Here is an 11,466-nt window from a genome sequence, read left to right as displayed (position 1 = left end):
GGGTGATGCTAAATCTTCGGGCAGTGAAACGTGAGAGGCGCGATGGAAGACGGGACGCAGGCGGCGGGCGGCGCCAGGCCGAGCCGGATACAGTTGCGCAACCGCAAGCGCATACTGGACGCGGCGCTGGACGTGTTTTCGATGCACGGGTTCCGTGGCGCGACGCTGGACCAGATCGCCGAGGCATCGGGGCTGTCGAAGCCCAACATCCTCTATTACTTCGCGGGCAAGGAAGAGATCCACGTCACGCTGCTGAGCGGGTTGATGGACACGTGGCTGGACCCGATGCGCGAGATCGACCCCGGCGGTGAGCCGCTGGAGGAGATCCTGCGCTACGTGCATCGCAAGCTGGAGATGAGCCGGGCGCTGCCGCGCGAGAGTCGGTTGTTCGCAAACGAGATCCTGCAAGGCGCGCCAAGGATCGGGGCGGGACTGGTGACGGATTTGAAGCCGCTGGTGGACGAGACCGCCGCGCTGATCGAGGCCTGGGCGGCGGCGGGCCGTTTGCAACCGGTGGACGGGCGGCACCTGATCTTTTCGATCTGGGCCACGACGCAGCATTACGCCGATTTCGATGCGCAGGTTCAGGCGTTGATGGATGGGCGTGATACGCATGACGAGGCTTCGGTGTTTCTGGATGCGCTTTACCGCCGGATGCTGGCGGTCTGAGGCGCGCGCGGGACGAAAACGCATAAAATGCTGTTTAGAATAGGGTCGCGGCACCTGCCCGCTGCGTGGTAATAAGGCAGTTGGGTGCGGGCGCCGGATCTAGCGATCCCCCGTGTATGGAGTGGACACATGAACATCACAGGACCAGCCCCTGTGACCTTCCTGGCCTCGGTGCCGGCCGGCGCCGGGCAGAACCTTCAGAAACTCGCCGTCAAGAGCGCCGCGGGGTCGGCGGAAAGCAGTGCGAGCGGCAATAATTCCGACAATGCCACGGGCGGAGACGGGCCGCGCATGGATGCGACGGCGCGTCCGGCCCGTGATCCGGCTAGCGACGATGTCTCACGGCTGCCGGCCAAGGCGTCGGGCGAAAGCATGCTCGACGCGCGGATCAAGAGCCAGGAAACGCCGCGCGATCAACTGATCGCGGCGCAGTACGAGCTGATCGGACGACAGCAGGACCTTCTGCGGGCCAGCACGCGACTGGAGCAGTCGCAGGCCGCGCGCGACATCACCGATCTGCGCGAGATGATCGAGGTTCTGAAGATCGAGGTGGGCGGGAACCAATCGCCAAGCCCGTCAGACAGTCCTGCCGTTGAAGACGGGTCCTGAGGAGCGCGCGGGAAACCTTGGGCGGCGATCGGCAGGGTAACGGAAGGACCGTTGACGCCTTAACCTGATCTTTACCACGGTGGCGGCAGCGTCGAGGCATGACGCAGTCCATCCGTCCCGTTCCTGCCGCCCCTTGGGTGTCGCAACTCTTTTCGAGCCAATCGGCACGCAAAGGCTCTGTCGTGCGACGGTCGCGGAGGTGTGTGGAGCGCGAGGTCGGGCGTGAGCAATTCGAGCGCGAAGTGCTCCGGCGTGGCTTTCACCTGATCGGAAAGGGCGACCAGATGATCGTGTTCTGCCATGCGCGGGCCCATTCGCATCGTGTTTTGATGCGGCGCGGATCGCACCCAGAAAATTCGTACGAATTTTCTGGGGATGCAGATTCTTCGTACGAAGAATCTAAGGCGGTCATTCCGCGGCGCAGGTGCCGGGATTGTTGGGGTGGGTGGTCCAGTTGGCGTAGTCGTCCTGCACCGTTTTTCCGGTGCGGGGATCTGTCGTGCCGGGGCTGAGTTCCTCCATCGTGATGCAGCCTTCGACCGGGCAGACATTGACGCAGAGATTGCAGGCGACGCATTCCTCGTCGATCACCTCGAAGGTACGGTCCGGGGACATCGAAATCGCCTGATGCGAGGTGTCCTCGCAGGCGGCATAGCAGCGGCCACACTTGATGCAGAGGTCCTGGTCGATCCGGGCTTTCGTGATGTAGTTGAGGTTGAGGTGCTGCCAGTCGCTGAGGTTCGGAACGGCGCGGCCGACAAGCTCTTCCGTCGAGGTGAAACCCTTTTCGTCCATGAATTGTGACAGGCCCGAGATCATTTCCTGCACGATCTTGAAGCCGTAGGTCATGGCAGCTGTACACACCTGCACGTTGCCAGCCCCCAGCGACATGAACTCCGCCGCGTCGCGCCATGTGGTGACGCCGCCTATCCCTGAGATGGGCAGGCCGGCGAGCGCGGGCGTGCGGGCGATCTCGGCCACCATGTTGAGCGCGATGGGTTTCACCGCGGGGCCGCAATAGCCGCCATGGGCGCCCTTGCCATCGATGGTGGGCTCAGGCGCGAAGCTGTCGAGGTTAACGGAGGTGATCGAGTTGATCGTGTTGATCAGTGACACCGCGTCGGCGCCGCCATCCTTGGCCGCCTGCGCGGGTTTGCGCACATCGGTGATGTTCGGCGTCAGCTTGACGATGACAGGCAGGTTTGAGTGTTTTTTGCACCATTCGGTGACCTGACCAACATATTCCGGCACCTGGCCCACGGCGGAGCCCATGCCGCGTTCGGACATCCCGTGGGGACACCCGAAGTTCAGTTCCACCCCGTCGCAGCCGGTTTCGAGTACGCGGTCGAGGATGGACTTCCAGCTGTCCTCATTTACCGGGACCATGAGTGAGGCGATGAGGGCGCGGTCGGGGTAGTCTTTTTTCACCCGCGTCATCTCGTCGAGGTTGGTTTGCAGGGGGCGGTCGGTGATAAGCTCGATATTGTTGAGCCCCAGAAGGCGGCGATCGGCACCCCAGATCGCGCCATATCGAGGCCCGTTGACGTTGACGACGGGCGGGCCTTCCTCGCCGAGGGTCTTCCACACCACGCCGCCCCAGCCGGCGTCGAAGGCGCGTCGGACGTTGTACTCCTTGTCCGTGGGCGGGGCCGAGGCCAGCCAGAACGGGTTGGGCGAGGTGATACCGATAAAGTTCGTAATCAGGTCTGCCATGAGCGTGTTTCCCTTGTCTGGTGTCGCGGTGGCTAGGACGCGTTGCGGCGAAAGATCATTTCCACCGGTGCAATGTCGCCCGCCTGCAGATGTGTCACGTAATTCTTGATTTTTTCGGGGCCGGTGTCGTGCATCAGAAGGTGGATGCCGACAGGCGGCGGGCCGCCAGCCTCTTCGATACGTTTGAAAACGCGGTCGAAAAAAGCCTTGGCGAATTCGGAGCGGTCGCGTTCGCCCACTTGCGAGAAGCCGGCCGCGGCGGCGGCCTGACGGTAGGTCTCGGGCGGGGCCACGAAGGAGAAATCGGCCTGTTCCGCCCAGGGGAACGGGAAGGTCAGGAGGCGGTCCGAAGTGCGCATCACGTCGAAAAGCGCGAAGGTGCCGCCGGGAGCGAGGACGCGGGCGGCCTCGGCGAACAGGCGGGTCTTGTCCTCGATATTCATGCCGACATGGAACATGAGGGCGAGGTCGACGCTGGCATCCGCCACGGGCAGGTCGAGTGCGCTGCCGGTTGTGAAACTGGTGCGGTCGGCCATGTCGGTGGCGGCGCTGAGCGCCTTGGCCACGGCGATGAAATCGGGTGTGAGGTCGACGCCGCGCACATGGGCGCCGGTGCGGGCGGCGACATGTCGGGAGGCGCCGCCGATGCCGCAGCCGATATCGAGAACGCGGGTCTCGGGCGTGATGCTGAGCTGGTCGATCAGGGCATCGGTGGCCTCAACCCCGCCGGTGTGGAACTCGTCCACCGGCTTGAGGTCATCGAGGTCGGGCGCGTCGGGGTTGGCGCCCGCCTTTTCGAGGGCTGCGCGGATCGCGTCGATGAGGTTGGTGGTGGAATAATGGGTGGACACACGGGACTCGACATCGCTCATAGCGCTTCTCCTGCGGAACCGGGATGGTGCGCAGTGTATCACGAAACGAGGCTTTTATGGATGTCTTCGGCGGCATCGCGCCCTTCGGCCACCGCCGTCACTGTCAGGTCGTCGCCGCCCGCGGCGCAGTCGCCCCCGGCCCAGACGCCCGAAACGGAGGTACGGCCCGCGCCCGTGACGGCGATCTTGCGGCCGTCGAGATCGGGCAGGGCGTCGCCCGCGAGCGCCTGTCCGATGGCCTTGAAGACCTGGTCGGCGGGGATGCGCACGGTCTCGCCCGTGGGGGTGAGGGCGTCGTCGGTGTATTCGAACTCGATCTCGCGGACTGTGCCGTTGCCGTGGATGGCGCGGGGCGTTGCATTCGTGATGATGCGCACGCCCTTGGAGGCGGCGAGGTCCTGTTCAAAGACGCTGGCATTCATGCGGTCGCGGCCCCGGCGATAGACCAGCGTGACGTTGAGCGCGCCCAGCAATTTGGCTTGTACGGCGGCGTCGATAGCGGTCATGCCGCCGCCGATTACCACGACGTCGCGACCGATCTGCAATGCGCGCAGGTCGCTGGCTTGGCGCAGGTCGGAGATGAAATCGACCGCGTCGAGCACGCCGGTCTTGTCCTCGCCGTCGAGGCCGAGGGCATTGACGCCGCCCAGCCCGATGCCGAGGAAGACGGCGTCGAACTGGGTGCGCAGGGTGTCGAGGCTTAGGTCGGACCCGAGGGCCTTGCCATTCTCTAGAGTGATGCCGCCGATCTGAAGCAGCCAATCGACCTCGCGCTCGGCGAAGCTGTCGACCGTCTTGTAGGCGGCGATGCCGTATTCGTTGAGGCCGCCGGGCTTTGGCCGGGCGTCATAGAGCGTGACGGAATGGCCATGCATCGCCAGACGATGGGCGCAGGCCAGTCCGGCCGGTCCCGCGCCCACCACGGCGACCGACTTGCCCGTCTCGGGCGCACGGGCAAAGGGATGCGTGCCCGCGGCCTGCAGGGTGTCGGTGGCGAAGCGTTGGAGTTGCCCGATCAGGACGGGCTTGCCTTCGGCGGCTTCGCGCACGCAGGCCTGTTCGCAGAGCGTCTCGGTCGGGCAGACGCGGGCGCACATTCCGCCGAGAATGTTCTGTTCGAGGATCGTCTTTGCCGCAGCCTCGGGCGTGCCGGTGGCAATCTGGCGGATGAAGAGCGGGATGTCGATATCGGTGGGGCAGGCCGTGATGCAGGGTGCGTCGTGGCAGAAATAGCAGCGGTCGGCGGCCACCAGCGCCTCATGCGGATCGAGCGGCGGGTGCAGATCGGAGAAATTGCGGGCGAGGTCGTCCTCTGACAGGCGGCCTGAGGTGATGCCGGGGGTCAGGGCGGAATGGCTCATGGAGGGCTCCAGTGGCTGTGCGCTTTGGGGAAAGTATTGCACAGATCAAAATTTTATCAATTGGTAAAATTTAGGCGATTTGTGAACACGGCTGAAGGGGCGCGTTTGTAGACGCGACAGGCGCTGAAGGGCTTGGCGTAGGGCGCAGCGGTGGGTGACCCTGCGCGTTGCGCAGAACCACCCACCCTACGATGTTCGGGGAGGGTTCAGCGGCGATTCTCGTGTTCGAGCCGCTGGCGGGCGATATGCTCATGCGCCTCGGCCTTGCGCTGGTCGGCCAGCGCCCGTTCGATGAAATCGAGATGGGCCTCGACCGCCGCGCGGGCCGCGACGGGGTCGCGGGCGAGGATGGCGTCGCGGATGGCGCGGTGCTGGTCCAGCAGGCTGGTGCGCGTGGTGGACTGGTTGAACATGACCTGCCGGTTGTAGAAAACGCCCTCCTGCATCAGCTGGAACATCGAGCGCATCATGTGCAGCATCACGACGTTGTGGCTGGCCTCGAGGATGGCCATGTGGAACTCGGCATCGAGCCGGGCCTCGCGTTCGGGGTTGGCGCGGCCCTTGGCCTGTTCCATGCGGTCGAAGGTGGCTGCGATGACCTGCAGGTCGGTGTCAGAGGCCAACCGGGCGGCGCGTTCGGCGGCCAGCCCTTCCATGTCGCGGCGGAAGGCGATCACGTCGAACACGGCCTCGTCATCGCTGGCGAAAAGCTCGATCAGCGCGGGGGAGAAGGCACTGCCCAGAACGTCGGCCACGAAGATGCCGGCGCCGGCGCGGGTGGTCAGCAGGCCTTTCTGCTGAAGCTCTGACACGGCCTCGCGCAGGGAGGGGCGCGAGACGCCGAAGCGGTCGGCAAGCTCGCGTTCCGAGGGCAGGCGTTCGCCGGGGCGCAGGATGCCGCGCAGGATCAGTTTCTCGATCTGGCGGGTGACCGCGAGCGAGAGTTTTTCCGGCGTGACTTTCTGGAACGGCATGGGGCGCCTCTGGATTGAATTGGTCAAATCATATGACCAGAGGCGACATTGGGCAAGCGCCGGGCCGTTCGTGGTTAGCCGGAGATGTAGTTGTCCGATTGGTCGGGCAGGAATGCCTCGACCGCCGCCGTGGCGATGACAATTGTGTCGCCGGTGTCGGGGTTCACCACGTTGTGCCCGCCGAACGTGGCGGTGACGGTGGCGTTTCCGCGGGGCAGGCAGGCGGCGAGCGCATCGGCGTCGAGCTTATCGGGTTCCTGCACGCCGATTGTGACCTCTACGCGCATCTGCGACGGGTCGAGCGCGGTCGTCGAATACATCGGGATGGCCGAGCGACGGATGGCGGATTCGATCGCGCGGGCGGCGGCCTTTTGATAGTCCATGCCGTACTGGTCGTTGCCCATGCCCATTTCGATGATGAAGCGGTGATCAGTCATTGGGCGGGCTCCAGGTTCAGGCTGACATTGATGGCGGCGTTGACGATGACGGTGGGCTCGCCGTCGGGGCGGGGCACGTCAAGGCCGCCCTTGTGGGCGGTGACGGTGACCTGGCCGTAGGGGAAGACGTCCGCCAATGCCGTGGTGTCGACGGCGCCGGGGTCCTGCGCGGCGATTTCGACGTCGATGATCATCGCCTCCTTGGGCTGGCCGAAGAGTTCCGCGAGGTTGATGGAGTTCCGCCAGAGCGCATCCTGCAACGCGCGGCGGGCGGCGGCGGTGTAGTCGCGGTGGCGCAGGGACGAGCCGATGCCGAATTCGGTGAGAAGGCGCGTTTTGGGCATGTGGAGGCTCCCGTGGGTGGCGTTGGGATTTGAGTATTTTTGGAACGGTGAAAATGCAAGGCGTCAGTGGGTCAGCAGGAGGGCGAGGAGGCCGACGAGGATGAGACTGAGCGCCCAGAGGACATCGAGGTTGAACCATGATTTCTGAAGGAATTTCAGGCCGAGCCAATGGTAGGTGCCAAGCGCCAGCGCACCGCCGGAAAGGATCATGGCAGCGGTATGGGCCAGCGCCACCAGCAGTGCGGTGGAGAGCGTGCCGCGCATGAGCGTGTCGGCGGCGGTGTGTCCGGCCTCGGTCGTTTCGCAGATGCCGAGATAGATCGGCACCAGCATGAGGCCGGCGCCGTGGGCCATGGCCACGAGGAAGGACCAGAGCGCGAGGCGCGAGGGCGGGACGCGGGCGAGAAAGCGCGGGTGGCGGCGGTTGATCAGCAGGTAGATCCCGAGCGCGATGACCAAGAGGGCGGCGCCTGTCTGGAGGACGGTCTGCCATTCGGACAGCCACAGAAGGGCCGTGAAGGGCAGGAGGATCGCCGTCATCGCCGCGAGGTGGCCGAGGGCGAGGGCGGCGAGCGCCTTGAAGAGGCTGGATTGGCGGCGCTCCATCAGGGCCGAGGACACGGCGAGGGGCCAGCCCATGCCGGGGTTGACGCCATGGTAAAGCCCCGAGGCGAGGACGGCCCACCACAGGGCCGCTGTCGTGGAGAGTTCAGCGGTCATGAGGAATGCCCGCCCCGGGCTTGACCCGGGGCCTCGTGCCTTTGGAACGGAGGTCCCGGGTCAAGCCCGGGACGCCGTTTTGCATGGATCAGACCGAAGGATAGCAGAAGCTGTCGGTGGAGCAGTCGCCGCCCTCGAGCCGGATCTGGTGGCTGCGATAGCCTTCGGGGAAGGACAGGTAGAAGTCCTTGTCCAGTTCCAGCCCGCCGGTTTCGCCGACATTGGCCATGACCATCTGGCCGCCTTGGTCATCCGGGTAGAACTGGTCGTCCCACGTGGAGTAGAGCGAGTTGGTCCAGTAGACGCGCTTGCCGTCGCGGCTGATCTCGACCATTTGCGGGCCGTAGGCGAAAGGCTGGCCGTTGGGGTGCTTGGTGCCTCGGGCGATGCCGCCCAGTTCGACCTTGCCGGCGAGCTTCGGGTTGAACGGGTCGGAGACGTCGTATTGATGCATCTCGCCCATGCCCCAGCAGGCGACGTAGAGGAAGCGGTCGTCGAGGCTGAGGTCGATATCCGTGACCAGTGGTGGCACGGCCTCGAACCCTTGCAGGAGGGGCGGCAGGTTTTCCGGTTTCTCGGGGCGCGGGTCGATGGTGATCGTTTTCTTCGCCTCGAACGTGCCGTCGTCCTTTTGCCACCACGTGAAGATCGAGCCTTGGAGGTTGGTGGTGTCCACCACCACGCCGCAGAAGCCGTAATCCTTGCCCGGGTCGTGGGCCGGACGGATTTCGAGCGCCATCTGGTGGTTCTCGCCCAAGTCGATTGTCTGGACGTTCTTGCGCTGGCGCAGGTTCCAGAAATGTATCGAATGGCCGTACTTGTTGGAAAGCAGATCCTCGGCGACGATGCCGTTCTCGAATTGCGGGGGCAGGCCCCATTCAGAGCTGACCATGTAGTCGCGCGGCAGGTTCCACCAGAAATCGTAGTGCTTGTCCTGTTTGCCGCGGTCCATCTCATAGCGGCCGAGGATCTCGAAGGTTTCGCAATCCATGATGAAGATGCCCGGAGGGCCGTCGGTACCGTCCTTCCCGCCGCCGCCCAGGGTGGAGACATAGATGCCTTCGGGGCCGCAATGGATGGTGTGGGGGCGGGAATAGCCGGTTTTCTCGAAGACTTCCTCGGGCTCGATGATCTTGTGGATCTTGGCCTCTAGCGGTTCCTTGACGTCGATCACGTAGATCCGCGAGGAGCGGATGCCGGGGATGATCAGGTAGCGCCGTTCGAGGAAGGCGTGACCAGAGAGCGGCGAGAGAGACGAGGAACAGGCGTTCCAGCCGAAATGGTGAAACTCGTCGCCCTTGTTCGGCATGATCACCTGGTGGACGATCTGGGAATAGGTCTTGGAGCTTGGGTCGACATCGACGATGGCGAGGCCGTCGGGCTGGCTGCCGTCGGGGCAGAGCATGAGGGTGAAGGCGAGTTTCTCGGCGGGGGCCTCCATCGCCATTTTCGGAGTCGGGTAGAAGGTTGGGTCTGGTCTCAGGTTCATCTGCAATTCCTCCCTTGGGTGCGGACGCTGTTCCGGTTTTGCGCACATCAGAAGAAAATCGTCTCACAGAATCGGTGATCGGCCAATTTTTATTTCTCGCGCGCGTTGGGCGCGGCGAGGCTGCGCGGGGGCGGTGCGATATTGACGTCGTTGCATCCGCGTTTCACGGTGCCGCGGCATGGGCGGGCCATGAGAGGACATCCGTGACAGGGGACATACCCGGCATATCCCTTTGGGATCATTCGGCGGAGGAGCCGGAGAGCGGCACGCCGATGCCGGGCGACGTGACGACGGACGTGGCCATCGTGGGGGGCGGCTACACCGGGCTGGCGACCGCGCTTTACTGTGCCGAGAAGGGGATGCAGGCGCATGTGCTGGAGGCCGAGCGGATCGGCTTTGGCGGGTCGGGGCGCAATGTGGGGCTGGTGAATGCGGGTGTGTGGTACCCGCCGGACAAGGTGCGCAAGCTGTTGGGCGACACCTATGGGCCGCGATTCATCGAGCGGTTCGGGAGCGCGCCGGGGCAGGTGTTCGACCTGATAGAGATGCACCAGATGCGGTGCGAGGTGACGCGGACGGGGACCATTCATGCGGCCCATGCGGCACAGGGCATGCGCGGCCTGCGGGAGCGCTACGAGGAATGGCAACGGCTGGGTGCGCCGGTGGAACTGCTGTCGCGCGACGCGGTGGCCGAGCGGACGGGCACGCGGGCGTTTCACGGCGGCTTGCTGGATCATCGCGCCGGGACGGTGAACCCGATGGGCTATGTGCGCGGGCTGGCGCGGGCGGCGCAGGGGGCCGGCGCGGTGGTGCATACCGGCGTGAGGGCGAATGCGTTACGACGGGACGGGGAGGCATGGGTGATCGAGACAGATCGCGGCATCGTGCGCGCGGAGCACGTTGTGCTGGCGACAAATGCCTATACCGACACTCTGTGGCCCGGGCTGCGCGATATCTTCACGACGATCGAGTTCTTCCAATTGGCGACGCCGCCGCTGGGGGCGGAGATGGCGCATGTCCTGCCGGGGCGGCAGGGCGTGTGGGACACCGGGATGATCATGACCAGCCTGCGGCGCGACGCGAAAGGACGGATCGTTCTGGGGTCGATGGGTCCGGTTGTGGGGGAGGCCGGGCGGGGCTTGTCTCGGCGCTGGGCGGCGAAACGGCTGGAGCGGCTGTTTCCGGAGTTGGGGCCGGTGAGGTTCGAGGTGGCCTGGCACGGGCAGATCGCGATGACGCCCGATCACTTGCCGCGGATCATCCGGCTGGCGGCCGGTGTGCTGACGCCGATCGGGTATAACGGGCGGGGGATCACGACCGGGACGGTGTTCGGGCAGTGCATGGCGGAGCTGATCGCGGGCGGGGATCCGGCGGACCTGCCGGTACCGATGAGTGATCTGAAGCGTGTGCCATTCAAAGCGGTGAAAACCGGCGCGATGCGCGCTGGGTTCGTGGCGCATCAGCTTTGGAAGAGCTTTTAGGCCCAGCAGTTGCGCAAACGCAAACCGCCGCCCGGCGAGGGGCGGCGGCAAAAGCGAGATATGTCTCGACTTAGTTCCAGAAGGCTTCGTCAACGCCGTTCATGGCTTCGATGTCTTCTTCGTTGAAGCGTGTCACGAAGGTGTAGCTCATGTCGTCGACGGGGACGAGCTTGGCGTCTTTGACCGACAGCAGAACGTGCTTGTCACCGATGTCGAGGAAACCGCCGACTTCGACGACGATGCCGGTCAGCTTGCCGTCTTGCGACATGACGAGGTCTTCGATCTCGCCGATCTGGTTCCATTCCGAGTTGACTTCGTCATACTCGGTCATATCCCAGCCTTCGCCTTCGTCGTTGGCCTCATTGGTTGTGTAAACTGCACCACCGGTGATGTCGCGGCTGCGGATCAGCTCGCCTTGCATCTGGTTCATCTCTTCGCTGGACTTGTCCCAGTTCATGCCGCTGTCACTGTCGTTCATGGCCGACTGCTCGGTGTCCATGTCCGATTCGCTGTCATCCATGGCGGACTGTTCGGAGTCGCCTTCGGTCTGCATGCTGCCGTTTGCGTCGGCGCTGCTGTCGGACGTGCTTGCTTCGCCCGAGGATTCGACTTGCGTCGAGTCGCTGGTGTTTTCCATTTCTTCATGGTCGTCCGCAAATGCGGTCGTCGCGGCCAAGGCCATTGCGATGGCTGTGCTACCAATGAGTTTCATGATGTTTCTCCTTCGTCATGTTGTATCTGCCGGGACAACGTCTGCGACCCCCTGTTACGTTCCGGCGGAAGCGTGAAAAAGATTG

General features: G+C 64.4%; 12 protein-coding genes. 3 read left to right on the top strand and 9 right to left on the bottom strand.

Annotated features, from left to right (window positions below):
• Positions 1 to 42: 42 nt before the first annotated feature.
• Together FIU86_RS16900 and FIU86_RS16895 are read left to right on the top strand one after the other, a co-directional pair.
• The gene (locus FIU86_RS16900; protein WP_152476149.1) at positions 43 to 669 is read left to right on the top strand and encodes a TetR family transcriptional regulator C-terminal domain-containing protein; all 627 of its coding nucleotides are present in this window, start codon (positions 43 to 45) and stop codon (positions 667 to 669) included.
• A 129-nt stretch (positions 670 to 798) separates the two neighbouring features.
• Positions 799 to 1,278, top strand: coding sequence for a hypothetical protein (locus FIU86_RS16895; protein ID WP_152476148.1), 480 nt, complete (start codon positions 799 to 801; stop codon positions 1,276 to 1,278).
• A gap of 408 nt (positions 1,279 to 1,686) precedes the next feature.
• On the opposite strand, the gene preA is transcribed toward FIU86_RS16895, so the two are convergent.
• The 8 genes from preA to FIU86_RS16850 all read right to left on the bottom strand — a co-directional run bounded on the left by preA (position 1,687) and on the right by FIU86_RS16850 (position 9,188).
• Entirely contained in the window at positions 1,687 to 2,991 is a 1,305-nt protein-coding gene (gene preA, locus FIU86_RS16885; RefSeq protein WP_152476147.1) for an NAD-dependent dihydropyrimidine dehydrogenase subunit PreA, read from the bottom strand.
• Between the two features lie 32 nt (positions 2,992 to 3,023).
• Complete coding sequence (locus FIU86_RS16880) at positions 3,024 to 3,863, bottom strand: class I SAM-dependent methyltransferase (protein WP_152476146.1); 840 nt, start codon at positions 3,861 to 3,863, stop codon at positions 3,024 to 3,026.
• Between the two features lie 38 nt (positions 3,864 to 3,901).
• Positions 3,902 to 5,224, bottom strand: a complete 1,323-nt coding sequence (locus FIU86_RS16875; RefSeq protein ID WP_152476145.1) for an NAD(P)-dependent oxidoreductase — start codon at positions 5,222 to 5,224, stop codon at positions 3,902 to 3,904.
• 206 nt (positions 5,225 to 5,430) lie between these two features.
• Positions 5,431 to 6,198, bottom strand: a complete 768-nt coding sequence (locus FIU86_RS16870) for an FCD domain-containing protein (protein ID WP_152476144.1) — start codon at positions 6,196 to 6,198, stop codon at positions 5,431 to 5,433.
• Positions 6,199 to 6,272: 74 nt separating this feature from the next.
• Positions 6,273 to 6,635, bottom strand: a complete 363-nt coding sequence (locus FIU86_RS16865) for a Lin0512 family protein (RefSeq protein ID WP_152476143.1) — start codon at positions 6,633 to 6,635, stop codon at positions 6,273 to 6,275.
• The gene (locus FIU86_RS16860; RefSeq protein WP_152476142.1) at positions 6,632 to 6,979 is read right to left on the bottom strand and encodes a Lin0512 family protein; all 348 of its coding nucleotides are present in this window, start codon (positions 6,977 to 6,979) and stop codon (positions 6,632 to 6,634) included. Before FIU86_RS16860 ends, FIU86_RS16865 begins: the two co-directional genes overlap by 4 nt.
• 63 nt (positions 6,980 to 7,042) lie before the next feature.
• The gene (locus FIU86_RS16855; RefSeq protein ID WP_152476141.1) at positions 7,043 to 7,699 is read right to left on the bottom strand and encodes a hypothetical protein; all 657 of its coding nucleotides are present in this window, start codon (positions 7,697 to 7,699) and stop codon (positions 7,043 to 7,045) included.
• Positions 7,700 to 7,787: 88 nt separating this feature from the next.
• Positions 7,788 to 9,188, bottom strand: coding sequence for a selenium-binding protein SBP56-related protein (locus tag FIU86_RS16850; RefSeq protein WP_152476140.1), 1,401 nt, complete (start codon positions 9,186 to 9,188; stop codon positions 7,788 to 7,790).
• 203 nt (positions 9,189 to 9,391) lie between these two features.
• Between FIU86_RS16850 and FIU86_RS16845 the strand changes: the two genes are divergently transcribed.
• A complete protein-coding gene (locus FIU86_RS16845) occupies positions 9,392 to 10,669 on the top strand; it encodes an FAD-binding oxidoreductase (protein ID WP_254703870.1) in 1,278 nt (425 codons plus the stop codon).
• Between the two features lie 70 nt (positions 10,670 to 10,739).
• Here the strand turns inward: FIU86_RS16845 and FIU86_RS16840 are convergent, their stop codons facing one another.
• A complete protein-coding gene (locus FIU86_RS16840) occupies positions 10,740 to 11,381 on the bottom strand; it encodes a PRC-barrel domain-containing protein (RefSeq protein ID WP_254703869.1) in 642 nt (213 codons plus the stop codon).
• Between the last annotated feature and the right edge of the window lie 85 nt (positions 11,382 to 11,466).

The sequence above is a fragment of the Roseovarius sp. THAF9 genome, from assembly GCF_009363715.1.
Classification (GTDB): domain Bacteria; phylum Pseudomonadota; class Alphaproteobacteria; order Rhodobacterales; family Rhodobacteraceae; genus Roseovarius.
The sequence above is the reverse complement of the archived record's forward strand: the minus strand, read 5'-3'. Positions and strand labels throughout refer to the sequence as shown.